The organism is Enterobacter cloacae complex sp. P24RS, from assembly GCF_014982165.1.
Classification (GTDB): Bacteria; Pseudomonadota; Gammaproteobacteria; order Enterobacterales; family Enterobacteriaceae; genus Enterobacter; species Enterobacter quasihormaechei.
The window spans coordinates 138,799-164,210 of the sequence record NZ_JADCKU010000010.1 but is presented as its reverse complement, the minus strand read 5'-3'; the positions used below and the strand labels follow the sequence as shown (position 1 = coordinate 164,210).

Genomic DNA, 25,412 nt, shown 5'->3' with positions numbered 1-25,412 from the left:
TTTTCTCCGGGGGCATTAATTGCCCCCGAGAGGCACCAGCAGTACATCAATATGGCTTGATGAAACAATGGATTTTGCCGAGCAAGCCGCACGAGAAAAAAAGCTCTGGTTATGATTCCCGCAAATAACCAGGTCAATATTCTCTTTCTGGCACATGTCGAGAATATGCGCGCTTAATTCACCCGTTGCGATGACGGTCTGATGAATCGGATAATCTGCCCTCTGTGCCAGTTCTCGCAAAAATTGCTGCGTTTCCTCCTGCAACACCTCACGAATATCCTCCAGCATCGGCGCAGCCAGCTGATTATACATTTCGGGTTCGGCGGCCAGCGTGATCAGGCTGATGCGGGCGTTTGCGGGGCGGGCGATGGACACGGCTCGGGCGACAAGCTGATGGCTTTCGGGAGAAACAGCAACGGAAACAAGCAGATGGGAGTAACTCATCACGCACTCCTTTGATGTCAGAATGACAAGTTTCCCCAGCTTTACCGCGAAACTGACGTTACTGCAAGAGGTGAATGCGTCATTAGTGTGAAGCTTATCATAATTATTCATTAATTATTCTTATAAGAAGAATAACTGAAAAGTTGGGCTAAATGAAAATAATTAACAACTTAACGTAAATCACACATTTAAGCTTCCGGGCGGTTCACCCGGCTTAACGCAACGTCAATCCGACGAAGATCGTTACGCAACGAAACTGTTTTTTTGGTTGCCAACGTTAACCTGCTGTTTTTACTTTATTAATTAAATGTCGTTTCAGCGTGACGTTTTCCCCATAGCAGGTTATCGCGAATTTGCCCTGTTCTCGCCTATCCCAGGCCCAATTTTCCCGTCCTGATGCATGAGTATTCGTTGCTTAAGAATATAAACAAGCTTCGGTTGGGTGAAAAACACCCAAATTACAAGTCCCGCTGATGGATTTATGGGTTACATTCGCGTAAATTATGTGACGTAGATCACATTTTTTTTAAATTCCAGGGGGGGCTGCATTGTATGTGTCAAAACTGACGAGTAGAGTTTGCGTCGAATTAGGAAAAATCTTAGTTATTTGTAAGAAAAGATAAAATGTGTAACCGACATTTTGGCCATGTTAGCCGGTCACGCGCTTTACGACGTACAAACCTAAATTCAACTATGCATTTGGCCTTTTCTTTTTTATACCGGGTGATTTCCCGGCGACATCACGGGGTGCGGTCTTTCCGCATAAAAATAATAGTTGGTTATTCGGGATGGGAAAAATGCATACATCCGAGTTGCTAAAACATATTTACGACATCAATTTGTCGTATTTATTGCTCGCGCAGCGTTTGATTAGTCAGGACAAACCTTCAGCGATGTTTCGTCTGGGTGTTAACGAAGAGATGGCAACCATGCTGGGTGGATTAACGCTTCCGCAGATGGTCAAGCTGGCGGAAACTAACCAACTTGTCTGCCAGTTCCGTTTTGATAACCCCCAGACCATTACGCGTCTGACTCAGGAATCCCGCGTGGACGATCTGCAACAGATCCACACCGGTATTCTTCTCTCCACCCGCCTGCTCAACGAAATCAGCCAGCCTGATGACGTAGCCCGGAAGAAAAGGGCTTAACAATGAGCGAAAAAAGCATTGTTCAGGAAGCCCGTGACATACAGCTGGCGATGGAGCTGATCACGCTGGGCGCGCGTTTACAGATGCTGGAAAGCGAGACGCAGCTGAGCCGTGGACGTTTGATCAAGCTGTACAAAGAGTTACGTGGAAGCCCGCCGCCGAAAGGCATGCTGCCGTTTTCAACGGACTGGTTCATGACCTGGGAACAGAATATCCACGCTTCCATGTTCTGCAACGCCTGGCAGTACCTGCTTAAAACGGGCTTATGCAGCGGCGTTGACGCCGTGATCAAAGCCTACAAACTTTACCTTGAGCAATGCCCGCAGCAGGAAGAGGGTCCTCTGCTGGCGCTGACGCGCGCCTGGACGCTGGTGCGTTTTGTTGAAAGCGGAATGCTTGAATTGTCGCGCTGCAACTGCTGTGACGGCAATTTTATTACCCACGCGCACCAGCCTGCGGGCAGCTTCGCCTGTAGTTTGTGCCAGCCTCCATCCCGAGCCGTAAAAAGACGTAAACTTTCCCGGGATGCTGCCGATATTATTCCACAACTGCTGGATGAACAGATCGAACACGCTGTTTAACCCGAACCTGTGGGCAAGATTCCAGCAGCGGTAAGCCATTACCGCTGCTTTTTTTTACCCTGCGTTCCGGTCATGCGCTCGAAATGAACGTCCTGCCATAGTCACTAGCGGAAGGATGATGTCGTGCTTATCTTATTAGGTTACCTGGTAGTTCTCGGTACAGTTTTCGGCGGTTACATGATGACCGGCGGGCACCTTGGAGCACTCTATCAACCGGCTGAACTTGTCATCATCGGCGGTGCAGGGGTAGGGGCTTTTATCGTTGGGAACAACGGTAAATCGATCAAGGGCACGCTGAAGGCGATTCCGCTGCTGTTTCGTCGTTCGAAATACACCAAAAGCATGTATATGGATCTGCTGGCGCTGCTCTATCGTCTGATGGCGAAGTCACGTCAGCAGGGGATGTTCTCGCTGGAGCGGGACATCGAAAACCCGAAAGAGAGCGAAATTTTCGCCAGCTACCCGCGTATTCTGGCCGATGCGATGATGCTCGATTTTATCGTCGATTACCTGCGCCTGATCATCAGCGGCAACATGAACACCTTCGAAATTGAAGCCCTGATGGACGAAGAGATCGAAACCCACGAGAGCGAATCTGAAGTGCCGGCCAACAGCCTGGCGCTGGTGGGCGACTCGCTTCCGGCCTTCGGGATCGTGGCGGCGGTTATGGGCGTTGTTCATGCCCTGGCCTCGGCGGATCGCCCGGCGGCAGAGTTGGGGGCGCTGATTGCCCACGCGATGGTGGGAACCTTCCTCGGTATTTTGCTGGCCTACGGCTTTATCTCCCCGCTGGCGAGCGTGCTGCGCCAGAAGAGCGCCGAAACCACCAAAATGATGCAGTGCGTGAAAATTACGCTGCTCTCAAACCTCAACGGCTATGCACCACCGATCGCCGTCGAATTTGGTCGTAAAACGCTCTACTCCAGCGAACGTCCGTCGTTTATCGAACTGGAAGAGCACGTGCGTGCGGTGAAAAACCCTAACCAACAGACGACCACCGAGGACGCATGAAAAACCAGTCCCACCCGATCGTCATCGTAAAAAAGCGCAAGCATAAGGGGCACGGGCACGGTTCTCACGGCTCCTGGAAAATCGCCTACGCCGACTTTATGACCGCCATGATGGCCTTCTTCCTGGTGATGTGGCTGATCTCCATCTCCAGCCCGAAAGAGCTTATCCAGATTGCGGAATATTTCAGAACGCCGCTGGCGACGGCGGTCACCGGCGGACCGCGTATTTCGAACAGCGACAGCCCGATCCCCGGCGGCGGTGACGATTACACCCAGCAGCAGGGCGAAGTCAAAAAACAGCCTAACATCGACGAACTAAAAAAACGGATGGAGCAGGCGCGCCTGAAAAAACTGCGCGGCGACCTGGATCAGCTGATTGAAGCGGACCCCAAACTGCGCGCGCTGCGTCCGCATCTGAAGATCGACCTGGTACAGGAAGGGCTGCGCATTCAGATCATCGATAGCCAGAACCGGCCGATGTTCAAAACCGGCAGCGCCGACGTGGAGCCCTATATGCGCGATATTTTGCGCGCGATTGCACCGGTGCTGAACGGCATTCCTAACCGCGTTAGCCTGTCCGGTCACACGGATGATTTCCCGTACGCCACGGGCGAGAAGGGATACAGCAACTGGGAGCTTTCTGCCGATCGCGCCAACGCCTCGCGACGCGAGCTGGTGGCGGGTGGGCTTGATGATGGCAAGGTCCTGCGCGTGGTCGGCATGGCTGCAACCATGCGCCTTACCGACCGCGGACCGGATGACGCCATCAACCGTCGTATCAGTCTTTTAGTGCTGAACCAGCAGGCGGAGCAGGCCATCCTGCACGAAAACGCCGAAAGTCAGAATGAGTCACTGGACGATTTAAAACAGCCTGGGGCCGTCCCTTCGGCTGCCGTTCCAACATCGCCACCAGCCAATCCGAGGTGATAGCGTGAGCATGGATATTACCGATTTTTACCAGACATTTTTTGATGAAGCCGACGAACTGTTGGCCGATATGGAGCAACATTTGCTGGATCTGGTGCCTGAAGCACCGGACTCAGAACAGCTCAACGCCATCTTCCGTGCGGCGCACTCCATTAAAGGCGGAGCCGGCACGTTTGGATTTACCATTTTGCAGGAAACGACCCATTTAATGGAAAACCTGCTGGATGAAGCACGACGCGGTGAGATGCAGCTCAATACCGACATTATCAACCTGTTTTTGGAAACGAAAGATATTATGCAGGAACAGCTCGACGCCTATAAAAGTTCGGCAGAGCCTGATGCCGCCAGCTTTGAATACATCTGCAACGCGCTGCGTCAGCTCGCGCTGGAAGCCAAAGGTGAGGCGTCTGCGCCCGTTGTCCCTGCGGCAAAACTGAGCGTTGTTGACGCCGTTGCTGAGCCAGATACGGCTCCTGAAGCGCCCGCAGGGAAACTGCGTGTGGTACTGTCACGCCTGAAAGAGAGCGAGGTCAACCTGCTGGAAGAGGAGCTGGGTAACCTGGCGACGCTCAGCAACGTGGTGAAGGGCAAAGACAGCCTGGCCGCGACCCTCGACGACGGTATCGGCCAGGACGACATCGTGGCGGTGCTGTGCTTCGTTATTGAAGCGGATCAGATTGCTTTCGAAACCGACGCTGCGGCGGTTGAAGCGCCCGCTGCGGAAGAAAAGGCCCCTGCGGTGGTCCCTGCTGCCCCTGCGCTGAAGGCCGTGCCTAAAGAGACGGCATCGCCGGCGCGCGGTGAAAAACCGGCGGCGCGTTCCAGCGAGTCCACGAGCATCCGCGTGGCGGTAGAAAAAGTGGATCAGCTGATCAACCTGGTCGGTGAACTGGTGATCACCCAGTCGATGCTGGCCCAGCGCTCCAACGAGCTGGACCCGGTGACCCACGGGGATCTCATCACCAGCATGGGTCAGTTACAACGTAACGCCCGCGATTTGCAGGAATCGGTGATGTCCATCCGCATGATGCCGATGGAATATGTCTTCAGCCGCTTCCCGCGCCTGGTGCGCGACCTGGCCGGCAAGCTCAACAAGCAAATCGAACTCACGCTGATGGGCAGCTCTACCGAGCTGGACAAAAGCCTGATCGAACGCATTATCGACCCGTTAACGCACCTGGTGCGTAACAGCCTCGACCACGGCATCGAGTTGCCGGAAAACCGCGTGGCCGCCGGAAAATCGCCGGTTGGCAACCTGATCTTGTCTGCTGAACATCAGGGCGGCAACATCTGCATCGAAGTGACCGATGACGGCGCGGGCCTGAACCGCGAGCGTATCCTGGCGAAGGCGATTTCGCAGGGGATGGCGGTCAACGAAAACATGACCGATGAAGAAGTGGGCATGCTGATTTTTGCCCCGGGCTTCTCAACCGCAGAGCAGGTCACCGATGTTTCCGGCCGTGGCGTGGGCATGGACGTGGTGAAACGTAACATTCAGGAGATGGGTGGTCACGTTGAGATCCAGTCTAAGCAGGGCGCGGGCACCACGATTCGTATCCTGCTGCCGCTGACGCTGGCCATTCTTGACGGTATGTCCGTTAAAGTGGCGGACGAAGTCTTTATTCTGCCGCTGAACGCGGTGATGGAATCCCTCCAGCCGCGTGAAGAAGATCTCCATCCGCTGGCGGGCGGCGAGCGCGTGCTTGAAGTGCGCGGCGAATACCTGCCGCTGGTGGAACTGTGGAAAGTGTTCGAAGTGGACGGGGCAAAAACCGAGGCGACGCAGGGTATCGTTGTGATCCTGCAAAGCGCCGGACGCCGCTACGCGCTGCTGGTCGATCAACTGATTGGTCAGCATCAGGTGGTGGTTAAGAACCTGGAAAGTAACTACCGCAAAGTGCCGGGGATCTCTGCTGCCACCATCCTGGGTGATGGTAGCGTCGCGCTGATCGTCGATGTATCGGCACTTCAGGGATTAAATCGTGAACAACGTGTGGCGAACACAGCCGCCTGATTAAGTAAAAGGTAATAACATGACCGGTATGAGTAACGTAACGAAACTGGCGGGCGAGCCATCTGGGCAGGAATTCCTGGTTTTCACTTTAGGGGATGAAGAGTACGGGATCGACATTCTGAAAGTGCAGGAAATTCGCGGTTACGATCAGGTAACGCGCATTGCGAACACGCCAGCGTTTATCAAGGGTGTGACCAACCTGCGCGGTGTGATTGTGCCTATCGTGGATCTGCGCGTGAAGTTCAGCCAGGGCGACGTGGAGTACAACGACAACACGGTGGTGATTGTCCTGAATCTGGGGCAGCGCGTGGTAGGGATCGTCGTGGACGGCGTGTCTGACGTGCTGTCGCTGACCGCCGATCAAATCCGTCCTGCGCCGGAGTTTGCGGTCACGCTGTCGACAGAATACCTGACGGGTCTGGGTGCGCTCGGCGAGCGTATGCTGATTCTGGTCAATATTGAAAAGCTGCTGAACAGTGAAGAGATGGCGCTGCTGGATATCGCGGCGAATCACGTGGCATAAAACAAAGCCGGGTGGCGCTGACGCCTACCCGGCCTACGTGTTCGAGCCATTTGTAGGCCGGGTAAGGCGAAGCCGCCACCCGGCTCTTTTGTAACCTTACGCCTCCTGCTCCACCAGCTCTGCCTCCGCTTCCCGCGCCCCTTCATTTTGCGACAGCATCGCCGTCGCAATCCCGTTCCCCAGCACGTTGATAGCCGATCGCCCCATATCCAGGAAATGGTCAATTCCCATCAGCAGCAGGATCCCGGCGACCGGAATGTTAAAGCTCGGAATGGTTGCCGCCAGCACCACCAGCGACGAGCGCGGTACGCCCGCAATACCCTTCGAGGCCAGCATCAGCGTGAGCATCAGCACCGTCACCTCGGTGAAACTCAGGTGAATATTGTACGCCTGGGCGATAAACATCGAGGCGAACGAGCAGTACACCATGGAGCCGACCAGGTTAAACGAATAGCCGATCGGCAGAACGAAAGAGGCGATATTACGTGAACAGCCGAAGCGCGCTAGCTGCTCCAGCGTTTTAGGGTATGCCGCTTCTGAACTGCTGGTGGTAAACGCCACCAGCACCGGATCCTTCAGCATCGCCACCAGACGGAAAACCTCTTTTTTCAGCACCATGTAACCGACCGCCAGCAATACCAGACAGGTCAGGAGGATCGCCACATAGTAACCACCAATAAACGAGGCATAGTTCAGCAAAATGCCCAGCCCCTGCGTGGCAATCACCGACGAGATCGCTGCAAAAATGGCGAGCGGCGCAACGTACATCACGTAGCCCGTCACTTTAAGCATAATGTGGGACACCACATCCAGCGCCGCAACCAGCGGGGCGTTGAATTTTTGGCCCAGCGACGCGCCGCCAATGCCGAAGAACATCGAGAAGACCACAATTTGCAGGATCTCATTGTTGGCCATCGCGCCGGCAATGCTGGTTGGAATGGTGTGTGACAGGAAGGCTTTCAGCGACATCCCGCTCACGGCCAGGCCGGTATCAACCGTCTCAGTAGGAATGCTCAGGTTCAGACCGCTGCCGGGTTGTTCAAGGGTAACGATAAACAGCCCCACCAGAATGGAAAGCACGGCCGAGCTGATAAACCATACCATCGCTTTACCACCGACGCGTCCAATCGTCGACGTTTCACCCAGCCTCATAATGCCCACCGTCAGGGTGCTGAACACCAGCGGGGCAATCACCATTTTAATCAGCCGCAGGAAGATATCGGTCAGCAGCGTAATGTTCTCCGACCAGGCCTGTATCGCGTCGGGCGATGCATATTCATGGATCGCCGCACCTGAAAGAATACCCGCCAACATGAAAATCACGATGAAGAGCGTGAGTTTGTTTGCACTTGCCACAAAAAGATCCTCGATGCGCTAAAAGAGTTTCCTGCGTCAATGCATACAAAATTTTTATTTAAGCGCAGGAAAATATTCGGGGCATAAATTGAAGTAAAGCGGGGTGAGTTACAACTTGTTTTTAATTTTTATGAAATTCGTTGTTTTGCAGGTCACGATATATTGTGACGCAGATCACACTACAGGCGATATATCCTCAAGCTAAGCAAGAATAATGCCTCTTTTTTTTTGCTAACTCTTTGTAATGTTTGTTAATAGTCTGTTAATTCGGGCGAAGTTGACCGCTTTTTGATGAAAGTGGTTGAAGTGCTAACCATAAACTAAATTCTCAGTAACCGCGCCGGGGAATGTTTTAGCGGGGCTAACATATTGAACAGTATGAATAAAATATAGCAAGCGAACCTATAATCTTCTGGAGAGTTGTAAATGAAAAGAAAACTTCTTTTTATCTGCGCGGGCACGCTGCTGACGGCGACAACGGTCGGTCAGGCTCTCGCGGTCACCAGTAGCGGCACTATCGGCGCGACGCTGACGCTGACCAACGGCTGCTTGATCAACGGCTCGCCAACGCAAAACGGCATTAACTTCGGTACGCTCGATTTCGGCACCCATCCTGCTACGTTTTCCACGCTGACAACCCAGTTAACCGGTGCCAGCGGAGGAAACACCTTTACCATTCAATGTACCACCGCCAGCTATACGGTGGCGATCACCGGCAACACCAACGCTACCGCACCTGGAACCGTCGTCGGCACCCCAGGTACGCCGGGCCGCTATTTGGTGAACACCGCCAATGCGGCGCAGGGCGTTGCCTACAGTCTGTTCAGCGATAGCGGTTACAACAACGTGGTTGCGAACAATGCCGCGCTGCCGGTTGCCTCTACGGCGGGTGGGGTGGACAGCTACACCCTTTACGCACGCATCACGGGCGGCGGCAATAGCGTGACGGTCGTACCGGGAACCTATACCGACACGATTAACGTCAGCGTCACCTACTGATACAGCCATGAAGGCACTGTGTTTATGTCTGCGCGTCAGCGCAGAGGGCCTAGTGCACCCTTTTTTGGCCCTGTTCGTCGGGCTGGTGCTGCTCCCCGACGCCAGGGCGGTGACGTCCCAGTCATTCAGGGTGAGCGCGACGGTGGTACCCGGATGCTCGGTAAGCACCGGCACCGGCGGGCGTTTCGGTACGCTAAATTTCGGGACCCGCAGCGGTGTGGAAAGCGCGCCGGTCAGCACCAGCTTTGTCGCCGACGGCGCGTTGTCCATCGCCTGTACGCCGGGCGTGGCGCTAAGCATGAGCATTAACGGCGGGCAGAACTACAGCTCCGTGCGGCGGATGACCCGTTCAGGCGGGACGGAGGTGATTGGATACCGCCTGTACAGCAGCAGCTCTCTGGCCGCAAACAGTGAAATTGGGGTTAACCAGGCCATACCGATTACCTATACCAACAGCAATAACATCGCGCTGCCTCTTTTTGGCGTCGCGCTTCTGACCGGGTTTAGCCCGTCAGGAACTTATTCAGATCAACTCACCGTGACCTTGTCATGGTAGGAAAGGGAGAGCATCGATGAAGCCATTATTCAGGCGGTCAGGCCTGATAAGTCTGTTGGGGGTAACGGCCCTCGCGGCGGTAAAGGCGCAAGCAGCGGCAACCATTCTTCTGTGGCCCATCGATCCGTGGCTTTCGGCAGAGGCCAAAGCCACTGAATTGTGGATCCAGAACCAGGGCAACAGCGCCACGACAATGCAGATACGTATTGTGCGCTGGAAACAGGAGGGCGGTTATGAGCGTTACACTGCCCAGCAGGATGTGGTCGCCAGCCCGCCGATTGTGACCATCGCAAACGGCAGTAAACAGCTTATTCGCCTGATCAAGCAGGGGACGATCCCGTCGGGCGTCGAGCAAGCCTACCGCATTATCGTGGATGAAATTCCCCAGCCGGATGCTAAAGCGGAACCGTCCCTGGGCCTGAAACTGCAAATGCGCTACTCCATTCCTTTATTCGTCTACGGCCAGGGGATCCCCACTCTCAATGAAGGAGCGCATCACGCGCTGGCGAACACCCAGCAACTCAGCTGGCGGGTCATTCAGGAGGAGGGAAAACCCGCGCTTCAGGTCCGCAATCAGGGGAACGTTCACGTCAGGCTCAGCCAGGTTGCGGTTGAGCAGGGTGGGCAAAAACGCACGGTTGCCGAGGGGCTACTGGGTTACGTGCTGCCAGGCAGCACCCGAAGCTGGCCGCTTCCGGCAGGGATTTATCAGCCGAATCGGATGAGCGCGCAAATTAATGCCAGGGATACGCAATGGCAATCGACGCCCGACAGCTGAAACCGGCGATGATGATCCTGCTTTGCGTCAGTACCAGCGCCTTTGGCGAAACCGGCGACGACAGTTTACCGCCGCCGCCGGACGCGCAGACGATGAACGGTGAAGCAGTATTCCAGCTCGCCCTGGTGCTAAACCACTATGACACGGGTCTGGTGGTGCCGGTGACGCAGCGCGAGGGCGCCTGGTATATTTCAGGGGCAGATTTGCTTCGCGCCGGGCTGCCGCCGGAGCATGTGCCTGCCGGAGAGGTGAACCTTTCAACGCTTTCATCGGTACGCGTGGAGTATGACAGCAGCGCCCAGCGGCTAATGCTGACGGTCCCCCGGGATTGGGTTGCGGCGCGGATCACCTCGTTTAACGGTCAGAGCGCGCAAAGCAAAACGCATTATGGCCGGGGTGCGCTGCTCAACTACGACGTTTATACCAACCATACCGAGCACACGGGCGGCCAGGCATCGCTGTGGCATGAGTTCCGCTATTTCAACGAAGACTATTCGTTTTCTTCAACAGGGTACGCCCGACAGAATTTCGCCGGAAGCAGCGGGCAGCAGGAAGGGTACGTGCGTTATGACTCGACCCTGCTGATCACCAACGAAGAGGATGCCACCACCTGGACCGTCGGGGACGTTATCAGCGATGCGCTGAGCTGGAGCACCAGCGTGCGCATGGGCGGGATCAGCTACGGGCGCGACTTCTCCCTGCGTCCGGATCTGGTGACCTGGCCGCTGCCGGAGTTTTCCGGTGAGGCGGCGGTGCCGACCTCGGTCGATCTGTTTATCAACGGCTACCGTTCCGGCTCCACCCGTCTTCAGCCGGGGCCGTTTACCCTCACTAATCTGCCGTATATCAACGGCGCGGGGGATGCGGTACTGGTTACCACCGACGCGCTGGGGCGTCAGGTGAGCACCACGCTGCCGTTTTACGTCAGCAGCGATGTGCTGAAGCAGGGGTTAAGCGACGGCGCCGTGACGCTGGGCAGCCTGCGGCGCAACTACGGTATAGACAATTTCGACTATGGCCCGGCGGTGGGCAGCGGATCGTATCGCTACGGGTTGACCGACTGGCTCACGCTGGAAGGGCACGCGGAAGGGGCGGAGTCGCTGGCGCTCGGCGGCGCGGGCACGGTGGTGAAGCTCGGGCGTTTTGGCGTGGTCAATACCGCTTATACCCAAAGCCGGATGCGCGGCGACGAAGGGGGACAGATGAACTGGGGCTATCAGTACAGCACCAGCGAGTTTAGCGTAGCGACCCAACATACCCGACGCGATCGCGGCTTCGGCAACCTCGCCCTGTACGATCAACCCACCGTTTATGATGAATATGATAACCCCATTGCCAGCCTGAGCCGCAATACCGACCAATACTCCTTAACCTTTAACCTCGGTGATTACGGCAATATCGGCGCGGCGTGGATCGGCGTTGAGAGTTTTGACAGCCGCAAAACCGAGCTGCTTAACCTCTCCTGGAGCCGCAATCTGTGGGGCTCAAGCAGTATTTATCTGGCTGCCAGTCGTGACCAGCAGCGAGGCGACTGGACGGTGGCGCTGTCGTTGCAGGTTCCCCTCGGCGAACGTGACAGCGCCGCCGTCACCTTTGAAAACACGCCTGACGCAGGCAGCACGCAACGCATTAACTACAACCATTCGATGCCGTCTGACGGCGGCTTTAGCTGGAATATGGCCTGGGCCAACCAGTCGCGGTCGAGTAACTATCAGCAGGCCACCCTCGGCTGGCGCAATAACAACGTTGAGCTTCAGGGCGGCGGCTACGGCGAGAAGGGCATGATGACCTGGTGGGGCGAGGCGATGGGATCCATCGTGCTGATGGACGGTGAACTGTTCGCGGCGAACAAAATCAACGACGCGTTTGTGGTGATCAGCACCGACGGACACCCGGACGTACCCGTCAGCTACGAGAACCAGCCGGTGGGTAAAACCAATAACAAAGGCTACCTGCTGGTGAGCGGCGTTTCCGCCTACTATCCGGCAAGCTACCGCATTGATACCCTGAACCTTCCGGCAGATACCCGGCTGAAGGAGACCGAGCGTCGGGTGGCGATTCGTCGGCATAACGGCTATCTGGTGGATTTCCCGATGGAGCAGGAACGGGTTGCGAGCGTGATCCTCCACGACGCGCAGGGCTATGCGATCCCGGTGGGAAGCCAGGTCAAACGCGCGTCCCGCAGCAGCGCGGTTGTCGGCTATGACGGCCTCGCCTGGCTGGAAAACCTCAACGATGTGAATCCACTGGAGGTCATCACCCCGGACGGTAAACGCTGTACCGCAACGCTGACCGTGGGCGCAAACCCCGAGCATAAGCTGCAAACCTACGGTCCGCTGACCTGCCGGGAGGCGCCATGAAACGCCTGATAATAGCCATACTGCTGCTGTTCTCGGGCAGCGGCTGGGCGGCCTGCACCGTCAGTACGGTGAACGCCTCGTTTGGCAGCGTCACCTCGTTCGCCCTGAGCAGTACGGGGGAGGTACAAACCACCGGCACGCTGGTGGTCTCCTGCGATACGGTTCTTAACCTCCTCACCAACGACTCGGTGACGCTGACCTACACCTCGGCGTCGATAGCCGCCAACAGCCGCGCCAACATGAAACGAACCGATAACGCGGCTATCGCGGACGTTATCCCCACGCGCCTGTGCGGTGCCACTGGCTGTGGCGGAAACAGTGAAGTGCAAATCAGTAAATCCTATACCTGGAGCGGCAACACCCTGCTCGGGCTGCTGGGGTCAAGGCGCTACAACATTCCCCTTTATTTCCGTACCGTGCCGGGGCAGAACGTCACGGCCGGGCCATACCAGGTATTGCTAACGTTCAGCATCAACTACAACGTGTGCGCCGTTGGCGCAGCCGGGCTGTGCCTGACCCCGCAAACCGGCACGGCAACCACCTCTATCCTCCTCAATATGACCGTCACCAACGATTGCAGCACCATGACCACGCCTGACGTGAACTTCAACAGCGCGCCGCTGGTGCAAAATTTCCCCACCGTTTCGCAGTCGATCGCCGTCACCTGTACCAAAGGCAGCACCTACACCATAGGGATTAATAATGGCGCAAACGCCCTGAACAACGTTCGTCGTATGGTTAGCGGCAGCAACTTTATGAGTTACGACATCTATAAAGAGGCGACCAGCAACCGCTGGGGCGGCAGCGGCAGCGAGCGCTGGGCCAGCGCCAGCTCGTCCCAGGTCAGTACCGACGGGCTTTTACGCACCTACAACTACACCGCTAAAGTCCTGACCAGCCAGGCCACGCCGCCTGCCGGAACCTACAGCGACACGCTGATTGTTGACGTCGCGTTCTGATCCTCAGCGCTTTTCCCTTTCGCAAATGTAAAGTTCCCGTGGCCCGTGCCGATAACACTGTTAATCAATCGATGAGAAGGTGTTGTATGTTGAACCGTATCCGCGTTGTCACAATGCTAATGATGGTGCTGGTCATTTTCGCACTTCTTCAGCTTATTTCTGGCGGCCTCTTTTTCTCGTCTTTAAAACAGAACCAGGACAGCTTCGCGGCCTCGAACGATTTGCGGATGCAGCAAAGTGAACTGACCACGACCTGGGATCTGATGTTGCAGACGCGTATCAACCTGAGCCGCTCGTCCGCCCGCATGATGATGGACCCGAACAACCAGCAGAGCAGCGCCAAAACAGAACTGCTGAAGAACGCGCGCGCCACGCTGGCAGACGCGGCGAAACACTATGACGCCTTCAAAAAAATCGCCCCTCAGCCCGCAATGGCGCAGGCGAGCGCGAATATAGATGAAAAATATCAGGCCTACTTTGCCAGCCTGACGGAGCTGGTGCAGTTCCTGGAGAAGGGTAATATGGAAGCCTATTTCGCCCAGCCGACCCAGGGCATGCAGAACGCCCTCGGCGCGGCGCTCGGCGAGTACGCCAAAGCCAGCGGCGAGCTTTATCACTCGGCGTTTACGCAAAGCCAGAGCGACTACCGTTTTGCAAAATGGCAGATGGCGGTTCTTGCCCTCGCGCTGGTCATCGTACTGATGGCCGTCTGGTACGGCATTCGCCATATTCTGCTGAACCCGCTGGGCCGCGTCATTGCGCATATCCGTGACATTGGCCGGGGCGATCTCACTAAAACGCTGACCGTTTCTGGCCGCAACGAGATCACCGAGCTGGCGACCAGCGTCGACCATATGCAGCGTTCGCTGATTGATACCGTCGCCAACGTGCGTGAGGGGGCGGATGCCATCTACACCGGCACGAGTGAAATCGCGATGGGTAACAACGATCTCTCGTCCCGTACCGAACAGCAGGCGTCTGCCCTGGAAGAGACGGCGGCCAGCATGGAGCAGCTCACCGCAACCGTGAAGCAGAACGCCGACAACGCCCGCCAGGCGTCTCAGCTTGCAGAAAGCGCGTCCGATACCGCCCAGCGCGGTGGTCGCGTGGTCGACGGCGTGGTGAAAACCATGCACGACATTGCCGACAGCTCGAAGAAAATCGCCGACATCATCAGCGTTATCGACGGCATCGCCTTCCAGACCAACATTCTGGCGCTGAACGCGGCCGTTGAAGCGGCGCGAGCGGGCGAGCAGGGACGCGGATTTGCCGTGGTCGCCGGCGAAGTGCGCAACCTTGCCAGCCGCAGTGCCAACGCGGCGAAAGAGATCAAAGCCCTGATTGAAGACTCTGTTTCACGCGTGGATACCGGCTCGGTGCTGGTAGAAAGCGCGGGTGAAACCATGAATGACATCGTGAATGCCGTGACGCGCGTGACGGACATCATGGGTGAAATCGCCTCTGCATCGGACGAGCAGAGTCGTGGTATTGACCAGGTCGCCCTGGCGGTATCGGAAATGGATCGTGTGACGCAGCAAAACGCCGCCCTGGTGCAGGAGTCCGCTGCGGCGGCCGCTGCGCTGGAGGACCAGGCGAGCCGCCTGAAAATGGCCGTCTCGGCGTTCCGTCTTACTTCAAAAACAACAAATACGGTCAGCTCGCGGCAGGTGTACGGCGAAGCAGCCCCGGCGCCCGTGACAGCACGTACGCGCGCAGCGGTGACCGGACAAGATGAAAACTGGGAAACATTTTGACTGACAATTAAACCGCGGCTGCTTGCCGCTTGATGGGAGCGTGGATGTTAAATCGTATTCGTATCTCGACCACACTGTTTTTGATTCTGATCCTGTGTGGGGTTTTGCAGGTTGGCAGTAACGGGTTGTCTTTCTGGGCGTTTCGCGATGGCTATCAGAATTTGCAGGAAGTTGAGACGAGTAATCAGCAGCGCTCCGCACTGGCACAAACGCGTGCCGTGCTGTTGCAGGCAAGCACTGCGCTGAACAAAGCAGGGACCTTAACCGCGCTGAGCTATCCGCCGGATGATATTAAGACGCTGATGGTCGTGGCCCGCAGCAGCCTGAAGCAGGCAGACGCGCAGTTTAAGGCGTTTGCGGCGCAGGAGGCGGTGAGTGAGAAAGAGAAAGCGCTGAAGGTCGCCATGAAGAAGAACTTTGATGCGTGGTACGGCGATCTCGAGCATCAGGCGACGTGGCTGGAGAACAACCAGCTTTCTGACTTCCTGACCGCGCCGGTGCAGGCATCTCAGGCGGCGTTCGACGGCAGCTTTAACGCGTGGCAGCAGGATATTAACCAGTTTGTGGCGCGTGCCGGCGCGGACAGCCGTACCAGCTACCGCATGTCAGGGATGATTTTTCTGACCATGGTGATCCTGGCGGCCCTGCTGACCGGCGGCTCGCTGTGGTGGTCGCGCAAAACGATCGTGCAGCCGCTGGCCATCATCAGCAGCCACTTCGACAGTATCGCAAAAGGCGATCTGGCGCGTCCGGTTGCCGTGTATGGCAAGAATGAAATATCGGCGATTTTTGCCAGCCTGAAGGCGATGCAGGGATCGCTGCGGGAAACGGTAAGCAACGTTCGTCAGGGCAGTTACGCCATGCACACCGGGATCTCAGAGATTGCGGCGGGCAATAACGATCTGTCGTCCCGCACCGAACAGCAGGCGGCATCGCTGGCGCAGACGGCGGCCAGTATGGAGCAACTGACCGCGACGGTAAGCCAGAACGCCGATAACGCGCGTCAGGCGTCCGACTTGTCCAGACAGGCGGCGATGACGGCGAAACGTGGGGGTGACCAGGCCTCGCACGTCGCCAGCACAATGCAGGAGATTGCCACCAGTTCGCAGAAAATTGGCGACATTATTAGCGTCATCGACGGTATCGCGTTCCAGACCAATATTCTGGCGCTGAACGCTGCGGTGGAAGCGGCGCGTGCCGGGGAGCAGGGACGCGGGTTTGCGGTGGTTGCCGGTGAAGTCCGTAACCTCGCCAGCCGCAGCGCCAACGCGGCGAAAGAGATCAAAGGGCTGATTGAAGAATCGGTCTCCCGCGTCCAGCAGGGATCCGCGCTGGTGGATACCGCCGCGCAGACCATGCACGAGATTGTCACCTCCGTGACGCGGGTGAACGACATTATGGGCGAGATTGCCTCGGCGTCGGATGAACAGCGCCGCGGCATTGAGCAGGTGGCGCAGGCCGTCACGCAGATGGATCAGGTTACGCAGCAGAACGCCTCGCTGGTGGAAGAGGCGGCGTCGGCTGCCGATCAGCTGGCGAACCAGGCGGATCACCTTACCGGGTTAGTCGCCGTATTTAATGTGAAAGAGCACGTTGAAGCAGTAACAGAAGTCGGACGGTCACAGGCCGTGCCCGTTGTATCCTGAATGTGATTAAGAAGGCGCTATGACATCACCCATGCCCTCAGGGCAAACGTCATTATTGTTGCAGATGACACAGCGCCTCGCGCTGTCCGACGCGCATTTTCGTCGGATATGTCAGTTAATCTACCAGCGTGCGGGGATCGTGCTTGCTGACCATAAGCGAGACATGGTCTACAACCGGCTGGTGCGGCGCCTGCGCACGCTGGGGCTGGACGATTTTGGCCGCTATCTGAGCATGCTCGAAGCGAACCAGAACAGCGCCGAATGGCAGGCATTTATCAACTCATTAACCACCAACCTGACCGCGTTTTTCCGCGAGGCGCATCACTTCCCGGTGCTGGCGGAACACGCCCGTCGCCGTAGCGGAGAGTATCGCGTCTGGAGCGCGGCGGCCTCCACCGGTGAGGAGCCGTACTCGCTGGCCATCACCCTGGCGGACACCCTGGGCATGGCGCCGGGTCGCTGGAAAGTGTACGCCAGCGACATCGACACCGAAGTGCTGGAAAAAGCCCGCAACGGCGTTTATCGCCAGGATGAGCTGAAAACGCTGTCGCCTCAGCAGCTACAGCGTTACTTCATGCGCGGAACTGGCCCGCACGAAGGACTGGTGCGCGTACGCCAGGAGCTGGCGAACTGCGTGGAATTTGCCCCCGTTAATTTACTGGACAAGCAGTACAACGTGCCGGGGCCATTCGACGCCATTTTTTGCCGTAACGTGATGATCTATTTTGATAAAACGACGCAACAGGACATTCTGCGTCGCTTTGTTCCGTTGCTCAAGTCTGACGGTTTACTGTTTGCCGGGCACTCGGAAAACTTTAGCAACCTCGTGCGTGAGTTTAGCCTGCGTGGGCAAACGGTATATGCGCTGAGTAAGGAAAAAGCATGAGTAAAATCAGGGTATTGTCTGTCGATGATTCGGCGCTGATGCGTCAGATCATGACTGAAATCATCAATAGCCACAGCGATATGGAGATGGTGGCGACAGCGCCCGATCCGCTGGTCGCGCGGGATTTAATCAAAAAATATAACCCCGACGTGCTGACGCTCGATGTCGAAATGCCGCGCATGGATGGCATCGATTTTCTGGAAAAATTAATGCGCCTGCGACCGATGCCGGTGGTGATGGTCTCCTCCCTGACCGGGAAAGGCTCGGAGATTACCCTGCGCGCGCTGGAGCTGGGGGCGGTGGATTTTGTCACCAAGCCGCAGCTCGGCATTCGCGAGGGGATGCTGGCGTACAGCGAGATGATCGCCGAGAAGATCCGCACCGCATCCCGGGCGAAGCTCGCCGCGCACAAGCCGACGGCGGCCCCGTCAACGCTGAAGGCGGGGCCATTACTCAGCTCGGAAAAACTGATGGTGATTGGCGCGTCAACCGGAGGAACAGAGGCAATTCGCCATGTACTCCAGCCATTGCCGCTCTCAAGCCCGGGTATCCTGATTACGCAACATATGCCGCCAGGCTTTACCCGCTCGTTCGCGGAGCGCCTGAATAAGCTGTGCCAGATTAGTGTGAAAGAGGCGGAAGACGGCGAGCGCGTGCTGCCGGGACACGCGTATATCGCTCCGGGTGACAAGCACATGGAGCTGGCGCGAAGCGGGGCGAACTATCAAATCAAAATTCATGACGGGCCGCCGGTTAACCGGCACCGTCCGTCGGTGGATGTGCTGTTTCATTCGGTGGCGAAACATGCGGGGCGCAACGCCGTAGGGGTGATCCTGACGGGGATGGGCAACGACGGCGCCGCCGGAATGCTTGCGATGCACCAGGCTGGCGCCTGGACCATCGCGCAGAATGAAGCAAGTTGTGTGGTGTTCGGCATGCCGCGCGAGGCCATCAATATGGGTGGCGTGAGCGAAGTGGTCGATCTTAGCCAGGTAAGCCAGCAGATGCTGGCGAAAATCAGTGCCGGACAGGCAATACGTATTTGACTCAGGAGTATTATTTTATGGCGGATAAAGAGCTTAAGTTTTTGGTTGTGGATGACTTTTCCACCATGCGTCGCATTGTGCGCAACCTGCTGAAAGAATTGGGATTCAACAATGTTGAAGAAGCAGAAGACGGTGTGGATGCGCTGAACAAACTTCAGGCTGGCGGGTTTGGCTTTGTGATTTCCGACTGGAACATGCCAAACATGGACGGTCTCGAACTGCTGAAAACCATCCGCGCGGATGCAGGCATGGCCTCTCTGCCGGTGCTGATGGTGACCGCAGAAGCGAAAAAAGAGAACATTATTGCTGCCGCACAGGCGGGCGCAAGCGGCTACGTGGTGAAGCCTTTCACCGCGGCGACTCTGGAAGAGAAGCTCGGCAAGATCTTCGAGAAACTCGGCATGTGAGGTGGTGGTGATGATGCAACCTGCTATGAAACCCGTTGAAGAACATTCGCCGAGCGACATTATTGCCCGCATTGGTAGCCTGACGCGCATGCTGCGCGACAGCCTGCGTGAACTGGGGCTGGACCAGGCGATCGCCGAAGCGGCGGAAGCCATCCCTGACGCCCGTGACCGTCTGGACTACGTGGTGCAGATGACCGCGCAGGCAGCCGAGCGCGCGCTGAACAGTGTTGAAGCTTCGCAGCCGCACCAGGACGCGATGGAGAAGGGCGCAAAAGCCTTGACCCAACGCTGGGACGCGTGGTTTGAAAACCCAATCGAGCTGGCCGACGCGCGCGAGCTGGTCACCGATACCCGCCAGTTCCTGGGGGACGTGCCGGGACACACCAGCTTCACTAACGCACAGCTGCTCGACATTATGATGGCGCAGGATTTCCAGGATCTTACCGGCCAGGTGATCAAGCGCATGATGGATGTGATTCAGGAGATTGAGCGTCAGTTGCTGATGGTGCTGCTGGAGAACATTCCGGAACCGGCTGCCCGTCCGAAACGCGAGAACGAAAGCCTGCTCAATGGGCCACAGCTCGACGCCAGCAAGGCGGGCGTGGTGGCAAGCCAGGATCAGGTGGACGATCTGCTGGACAGCCTGGGCTTCTGATAAATGCGTTTCCCCTCAGGTTGTTTGAGCAGCCTGAGGGTGTTCTGGCTAGCGTAGATCCATTTTTACCGTCACGTTACCTTCGAAGCTGCCGGGGGCAGGAGAGGCATCCTTAAGGCTGACCGGCACAGCCTGAATTTTAATGACACCATTTCCCTGTTCGTCCATTGCTACGGGAAATTCATAAGTACCGTCCAGCGCAACGTTTTGGCTGTTTTCGTCATAGACGCGTACACCCAGGTCATCTCGCTCAAGCAGTTTTGCAATGTACGGCGTACGGCTGTCCGCCACGCCCTGGTCCGCTGACAGCGTAAGCTTAATTCGATCCGTGTTACCAACGGCGTTATCGTCACAGTGATAAGCTATATCGACGCCCTTAAGGGCGTAGCCCTGCGGCGGCTGCCCTTTTTGGGTGAACTGCTTGCTGACAATGCTACCAAATTCCACCTCAATGGTGCTGCCTGCGTTGATCGTACAGCTCAGCGGCGCTGAAAGGGTCCCCCCAAACCAGATATCCGAGACCTGTTCTGCCTGAGTACCGTCGCAGGTAGTACCGGAGCCGATATAAAGGCAGGCATAGTTCTGAGCAATGAGCGTGGGTGGAATCACCTCTTCACCCAGAATCGGCTTTTTAACGTGGAGCATGACCGCCACAACATTCCAGCGAAATTTACGTTTTATTGCTGCGGCTCCTGAGGGTTGGGTATCGCTGCTGCAAACGCTGGCTTCGGACTCGGGTTTCGCCAGCGAATTTTCAAGGACACTCTGCATATTTCCCCGCGACGTGGGGTATTCATTTATTGGCACCGGCGTGAGATAAGTGCCGTCTGGGGAGTTAATTGCATCGGCGTAGCCGGTAATATCCGCATCAATCTTGTCGGTCAGATAGCCATAACCATTTACGCCTGGGCTGAGCGGGCTGCCCACCAGCGTTTTTTCATACACCATGCTGGAGGAAAATAAATTGTTTGGACAGGTGCAGTTAGCCTCCATCTCTACGCCGGCACCCACCAGGTGATCGGGAATATCGTAGTCGCGATTGGCCACGTTTTCACTGGAATCAAATTCATGGTCGTACGACACATTGTAGGTTTGCGGTGCGCCGAAACAGTTCTGGAGTAGGGTTACGCCAGCAGCGCTGCTGGAAGGATAATAGGCCATAACCAGCACCGTTGTGAGTGAGGCTGTTGTCGTAAGTCTCTGTAGTTTATTCAACATGCGGGTGCTCCTGCTGACAAAGCACGCTAACTGAGCGAATGCCGTTAGGGCTTTCATTTTGACGATCTGTCTGCTGTGAAAGAGAGGTGCTGCACTGCTGATCGGGGCCGTTACCCCACTTTACCGTCAGCTGCGCGGTATCCCCGATGCCTGCCAGATAAACGGTGCCGGTATCATCCACGATCCCGCTGATGACGGGAGATGCACTGGTCGCGATGGCACCAAACGGAACGCGCTGCCCGTTCGGACGCGTCAGAGTGATTAACATTCGGTAGCCAACGTGAGCATCAAAATTGGCCACTACCGCAGCATTACGGGACGGAATAACCGTGGCCGAGGTATCGCTGCTGTCTACGTTTTCCGGCAGGCTGGAGGTATCGATTCGAATTCGGTTCTCCTGATACGGAGTCAGCGACGGGATGATGGCATTCCCTTGCCAGTCAGTCTGAATGCCACGCTGGTTCTGGAAACGAACACCCGCTGCGTTGTTGGCATTAATAATGGCAAACTGATTGCCCAACGGTTGAGCAAGGGTGACACCGTGCGGGTGTGCCACAATACCGCCGCTGATCCCATAATTAAGCTGTTGAGAATGATCGGAAGAGGCGTAGTACCCGGCATTCAGGTTGGCATATTGCGAACGGTAACTGCCATATATGCTGCTGGTGTCTTCTCCATCGTGGTTAGAATGGCTTTGCTGTAGCGAGTAGCTCAGACGCTGATCATCCAGCAGGGTGCCGTTGAAACCGAGGTTTTGCCGGGTGTATCCGTGTTTGGTGTTGCTAATGTTATAGCTGCTCCACGCACGCGGTAGCCATCTGGCGAGTGGAACGCTAAAGCCAAAAGACACCATCCGGTCTGACTCTTCGCCATTCGTTTTGCTGTAGGTATACGCCAGATGATAGCTAACGCCTGCGAGAACGGTATTAAACCCGACAGAGAGGCTGCGTTCTTTTTTCGAGGTTCCCCAGTAGTCCTGCTGATAGCCGTTAAGGTACAGACTCACGCCGGAAATAGTCTGGCTAATGCTGGCCTGAATACGGTTGCGTTTGTTATAGCGGAACAGCAGGTCATCTTCGTGCCCGTCAAGCTTTTGGTTGGCGTCTGCAAAACTGTAATAACCCCGGCTGGAATAGCGATAGCTGCCGAGGGTGAAATTCGTATTGGTACTGTCAATTTTACCGGTATACAGCAAACGCCAGGACTGGCCTTTGTGCTCGCTGTCGTCGTCGAGCCGGGTATCGGCTACGGTGACGTCTGCTGAAAGTGAGCCCAGCGGGCCTAACGCTATACCCGCCCCCGTATTGGCGGCGTTATAGTCTTTTGAAAGCGTTAAGCCGCCAAACCAGGTGAGAATATTGTTGAATCCGTAGATAAAACTTCCCTGCACGAAGTCGGGTTCATTTTGATCGCTGCCGCTATCGGCGCGATAACGTCCCGCCGTGAATTCATACTTCATGTGCCCCGGACGTTGCATAACGGCGATACTGGAGTAGGGTTGCGTAAAGTGATGCTCGGTACCGTCGGCTTCTTTTACCGTTACCTCCAGATCGCCGCTGTTTGTGGTGGAGTAAAGATCGTTGATCTCAAACGCGCCCGGCGCGACGTTCTGCTGATAGATGAGGTAGCCATTCTGGCGAACCGAGACTTCCGCGTTTGAGCTGGCTATCCCTCTAATGACAGGCGCATAACCGCGCTGGCTGTAAGGCAGCATCTCTTCGTCTGAGGCGAGGTTCACCCCACGATACTGGAGACTGTCAAACACCTCACCGCGGGTGTTACTTTCCCCAGCAGTAAACTGAGCCTTAAGCGCATCAACGTCATGTTGCAGATAGGTATTTATGTTTTCCCAGTGATTATCAGTATCTGATTTGCTCCACGTGGAGTAGTTTCGCACGCGCCATCCCTCAAGGTTTGCGCCGGTGCGCAAATTCAGGTACTGGCTGGACGTTTCATTATCGTCGCTGTCTTTGTTTTGCGACCCGGAAAAGGCATAGTCGCTGAACACGACAGGAACTCCGTCATCCCAGCGTGATGGGTCGATGTAATCCCGGCCGGTCCCGCCGATCGCTGCCTGAGGGATACTCAGCTTTAGGGTCATCGTCGAGAAATCAAGCGCGGCTGATGCCATGGGAATGTAGTTTCCCAGGGGTTTTGGCAACGTTTCGCCAGCGGGAAGTTCCAATAGTTTCGGAAAACGATCGACATTAATGCCCCACATTCGCAGCATATCAGGCGTCATTTGTGGCGCTAATGCGCCGTCGGGCGTGCTCACATACGTGATATCAGCGTCATCAAGGCGACGATCGTTGACCATCACTCTTGAAGAGTAGGTTCCGGGTAGCTGAGCGTTGGATTTCGAAAATAGCGAAAGATCGATATCCTGCTGAATCAGCATGTCCCCTTCCAGCGAAGAGGGGGAGAAGCGGTATTCGCGGGCATGTCCGGAGCAGCTCGCCATAATCAAGAGGCCACCCAGGCAACGAAGAAGTGGATTCAGTCGAAAGATACCTTCGCATCGCAAGGAATTAGGTCCTGTCATCATTGTGAGTTTTTAATCCTGCGCCAGGGTAGAAATATGTTTTTCAGAGGCGTTGCCGTAATCGGTGATACAACGCCAGCTAACACTCGTACCTGATACGTTGGCGGGAAGCGTAATATCGACGCGTGATTTTGGCCCCACCATGTCCGCGTCTTTCAGCTTCTGCGATCCAAGTGAAAGTGAGTCGAAGATGCTATAAAACGCGCCGTCGTTAATGACGGTGAGTTGCTGACCATGACGAACGAAGCGCAGATTTTTACACGTTTCGGTGGATGTTCCCGCAAGCCCGGTGGGGCGCCAGAAGAGTTTCAGGCGAGTTTTATAGATTAGTCGGAGTACATTTTTATCTTCTTCATCCGCGGCAGTGGCAGGAACGGTACGCACATTCATATAGAAAAGCGTCTCTTTGTCGCCGGGCAGAGATTTGCCGTTCCACGCGATACGCAGACTTTGCTCTTTTTGCGGATCAAGGCGAAAAAGGGGAGGCGTCACAATAAACGGCCCGCGCGTTTTACCATCACCCGTGTCTGTCCATGACTGAATTAACCAGGGGAGCGCTTTATCATTATTCTGTAAGGGCAGGGCAACTTCCTTTTTTGCGGCATCGTAAATTATGCGTGTACGGCTGATTTGTACGCCTGTAGCGTGACAATACATGCTCGTAATAACGGGAAGGCATAATAAAAATTTTATAGATGTGCGCATGGTCAAACCTTTAATAAAGGAGGTTGATAAAATGACAATAGTCCGGAATAGGATCCGAACTATTTTCTGAGCATGACTCCTTAAACGTCATGAGGCGTAAATATCTATTTGCTGAATACCAGAGAGCCGAATATTAGCGATATAGAATATTTACGGTCATATCCGCATCGGCCGGCCCGGCTGTAACGTTAGCTGCAAAAGATTTATAGCGAGCGTTGAAATCAGCTTTAATAGTGTCGGAGGATTTTGTCGCCAGCTCGATATAAACCTGTTCTTCAGCACCATCCATGGTGATGAGTTGTTCATTCCGCCCAGCCGGGCTGACGGCAATACCAATACCTGCGGCCGCAGTATCGCCTGAGGTGGTGATTTTGCTGACATTAAGTAGCGTTGTAGTGCCCGTAAGATCCGTTGGGCCAACAAACGTGAGCTGCACAGCTGGCAGACCGTCGCTTCTTAACGGACAATTTGCAAGGGTAATAGAAAACGGCGTGAGAGAGGTTTCCTTGCCGACTTCGGTGAAGTAAGACGTTGGATAGGTGCCCAGCGGAATGGTGCTATCCGTACCGTTATCGCCCTGAATGGTGCAACTTGGTTCAATAATTTCACCCGTAAAGTGAATGGTACCGGCATTCATTTCGGCAGCAAAACTGCTCATCGAAAGGGTGGCAAGCGCCAGGCCTGCGATAATATTCTTTTTGAAGTCCATCTGCTAAATTTCCTGAGTTTAAAATGTATGTCGGGCTGTTCATCTGACGTTGTGATTCAAATGACGCCGCGCAGAAGTATAACGGGTAATTTTTCGCAGGTAAGCGTTGGTCAAGATGAATATTATAAAGAGTAAAACCCTTTTACTAATTTGTAAATTAATGGAAGCCGGTTATTCAATATTCATTGT

23 protein-coding genes are annotated in these 25,412 nt (G+C 55.7%); 17 read left to right on the top strand and 6 right to left on the bottom strand.

Features of this window, described 5'->3' with window-relative positions:
* Positions 1-15: 15 nt before the first annotated feature.
* Positions 16-444 carry a universal stress protein UspC gene (uspC, locus tag INF58_RS12840; protein WP_193527823.1) on the bottom strand — a complete coding sequence of 143 codons (429 nt, stop codon included), beginning with the start codon at positions 442-444 and terminating at the stop codon, positions 16-18.
* Positions 445-1,241: 797 nt separating this feature from the next.
* Here uspC and flhD point away from each other — a divergent pair.
* From flhD to cheW, 6 genes are all read left to right on the top strand, one after another.
* Positions 1,242-1,592, top strand: coding sequence for a flagellar transcriptional regulator FlhD (flhD, locus tag INF58_RS12835; RefSeq protein WP_003859693.1), 351 nt, complete (start codon positions 1,242-1,244; stop codon positions 1,590-1,592).
* A 2-nt stretch (positions 1,593-1,594) separates the two neighbouring features.
* On the top strand, positions 1,595-2,173 hold the full coding sequence (flhC, locus tag INF58_RS12830; RefSeq protein ID WP_003859695.1) for a flagellar transcriptional regulator FlhC: 579 nt from the start codon (positions 1,595-1,597) through the stop codon (positions 2,171-2,173).
* A 123-nt stretch (positions 2,174-2,296) separates the two neighbouring features.
* Positions 2,297-3,184, top strand: a complete 888-nt coding sequence (gene motA / locus INF58_RS12825; RefSeq protein ID WP_003859696.1) for a flagellar motor stator protein MotA — start codon at positions 2,297-2,299, stop codon at positions 3,182-3,184.
* Entirely contained in the window at positions 3,181-4,110 is a 930-nt protein-coding gene (motB, locus tag INF58_RS12820) for a flagellar motor protein MotB (protein ID WP_022648511.1), read from the top strand. The genes motA and motB overlap by 4 nt, the downstream gene beginning before the upstream one ends.
* 4 nt (positions 4,111-4,114) lie before the next feature.
* Positions 4,115-6,124 carry a chemotaxis protein CheA gene (gene cheA, locus INF58_RS12815; RefSeq protein ID WP_063450138.1) on the top strand — a complete coding sequence of 670 codons (2,010 nt, stop codon included), beginning with the start codon at positions 4,115-4,117 and terminating at the stop codon, positions 6,122-6,124.
* Positions 6,125-6,143: 19 nt separating this feature from the next.
* The gene (gene cheW / locus INF58_RS12810; RefSeq protein WP_003859699.1) at positions 6,144-6,647 is read left to right on the top strand and encodes a chemotaxis protein CheW; all 504 of its coding nucleotides are present in this window, start codon (positions 6,144-6,146) and stop codon (positions 6,645-6,647) included.
* Between the two features lie 96 nt (positions 6,648-6,743).
* On the opposite strand, the gene INF58_RS12805 is transcribed toward cheW, so the two are convergent.
* Complete coding sequence (locus INF58_RS12805; RefSeq protein ID WP_193527814.1) at positions 6,744-8,003, bottom strand: dicarboxylate/amino acid:cation symporter; 1,260 nt, start codon at positions 8,001-8,003, stop codon at positions 6,744-6,746.
* A gap of 426 nt (positions 8,004-8,429) precedes the next feature.
* Between INF58_RS12805 and INF58_RS12800 the strand changes: the two genes are divergently transcribed.
* From INF58_RS12800 to cheZ, 11 genes are all read left to right on the top strand, one after another.
* On the top strand, positions 8,430-9,002 hold the full coding sequence (locus tag INF58_RS12800) for a spore coat protein U domain-containing protein (protein WP_063450136.1): 573 nt from the start codon (positions 8,430-8,432) through the stop codon (positions 9,000-9,002).
* Between the two features lie 7 nt (positions 9,003-9,009).
* Entirely contained in the window at positions 9,010-9,558 is a 549-nt protein-coding gene (locus INF58_RS12795) for a spore coat U domain-containing protein (protein WP_193527813.1), read from the top strand.
* Positions 9,559-9,574: 16 nt separating this feature from the next.
* Complete coding sequence (locus tag INF58_RS12790; RefSeq protein WP_193527812.1) at positions 9,575-10,336, top strand: molecular chaperone; 762 nt, start codon at positions 9,575-9,577, stop codon at positions 10,334-10,336.
* Positions 10,312-12,696: a fimbria/pilus outer membrane usher protein gene (locus INF58_RS12785; RefSeq protein WP_193527811.1), complete on the top strand. Its 2,385-nt coding sequence runs from the start codon at positions 10,312-10,314 to the stop codon at positions 12,694-12,696. The genes INF58_RS12790 and INF58_RS12785 overlap by 25 nt, the downstream gene beginning before the upstream one ends.
* A complete protein-coding gene (locus INF58_RS12780) occupies positions 12,693-13,655 on the top strand; it encodes a spore coat U domain-containing protein (protein WP_193527810.1) in 963 nt (320 codons plus the stop codon). The genes INF58_RS12785 and INF58_RS12780 overlap by 4 nt, the downstream gene beginning before the upstream one ends.
* An 86-nt stretch (positions 13,656-13,741) precedes the next feature.
* Positions 13,742-15,409 carry a methyl-accepting chemotaxis protein II gene (gene tar, locus INF58_RS12775; RefSeq protein ID WP_193527809.1) on the top strand — a complete coding sequence of 556 codons (1,668 nt, stop codon included), beginning with the start codon at positions 13,742-13,744 and terminating at the stop codon, positions 15,407-15,409.
* Positions 15,410-15,453: 44 nt separating this feature from the next.
* Positions 15,454-17,055 (top strand): methyl-accepting chemotaxis protein IV, encoded by a 1,602-nt coding sequence (gene tap, locus INF58_RS12770; protein ID WP_193527808.1) that lies wholly within the window; start codon positions 15,454-15,456, stop codon positions 17,053-17,055.
* Between the two features lie 19 nt (positions 17,056-17,074).
* Positions 17,075-17,941, top strand: a complete 867-nt coding sequence (gene cheR / locus INF58_RS12765; RefSeq protein ID WP_063868450.1) for a protein-glutamate O-methyltransferase CheR — start codon at positions 17,075-17,077, stop codon at positions 17,939-17,941.
* On the top strand, positions 17,938-18,987 hold the full coding sequence (locus INF58_RS12760) for a chemotaxis response regulator protein-glutamate methylesterase (protein WP_193527807.1): 1,050 nt from the start codon (positions 17,938-17,940) through the stop codon (positions 18,985-18,987). Before cheR ends, INF58_RS12760 begins: the two co-directional genes overlap by 4 nt.
* A 17-nt stretch (positions 18,988-19,004) precedes the next feature.
* Positions 19,005-19,394 (top strand): chemotaxis response regulator CheY, encoded by a 390-nt coding sequence (gene cheY, locus INF58_RS12755; protein WP_000763862.1) that lies wholly within the window; start codon positions 19,005-19,007, stop codon positions 19,392-19,394.
* A 10-nt stretch (positions 19,395-19,404) separates the two neighbouring features.
* A complete protein-coding gene (cheZ, locus tag INF58_RS12750; protein ID WP_063450128.1) occupies positions 19,405-20,049 on the top strand; it encodes a protein phosphatase CheZ in 645 nt (214 codons plus the stop codon).
* A 48-nt stretch (positions 20,050-20,097) separates the two neighbouring features.
* Here the strand turns inward: cheZ and INF58_RS12745 are convergent, their stop codons facing one another.
* The 4 genes from INF58_RS12745 to INF58_RS12730 form a co-directional block, all read right to left on the bottom strand.
* Positions 20,098-21,267, bottom strand: a complete 1,170-nt coding sequence (locus INF58_RS12745) for a fimbrial protein (protein ID WP_193527806.1) — start codon at positions 21,265-21,267, stop codon at positions 20,098-20,100.
* Positions 21,257-23,728 (bottom strand): fimbria/pilus outer membrane usher protein, encoded by a 2,472-nt coding sequence (locus tag INF58_RS12740; protein ID WP_227415086.1) that lies wholly within the window; start codon positions 23,726-23,728, stop codon positions 21,257-21,259. The genes INF58_RS12745 and INF58_RS12740 overlap by 11 nt, the downstream gene beginning before the upstream one ends.
* Positions 23,729-23,821: 93 nt before the next feature.
* Complete coding sequence (locus tag INF58_RS12735; protein ID WP_193033456.1) at positions 23,822-24,514, bottom strand: molecular chaperone; 693 nt, start codon at positions 24,512-24,514, stop codon at positions 23,822-23,824.
* A 133-nt stretch (positions 24,515-24,647) separates the two neighbouring features.
* A complete protein-coding gene (locus INF58_RS12730) occupies positions 24,648-25,223 on the bottom strand; it encodes a fimbrial protein (RefSeq protein WP_193033455.1) in 576 nt (191 codons plus the stop codon).
* Between the last annotated feature and the right edge of the window lie 189 nt (positions 25,224-25,412).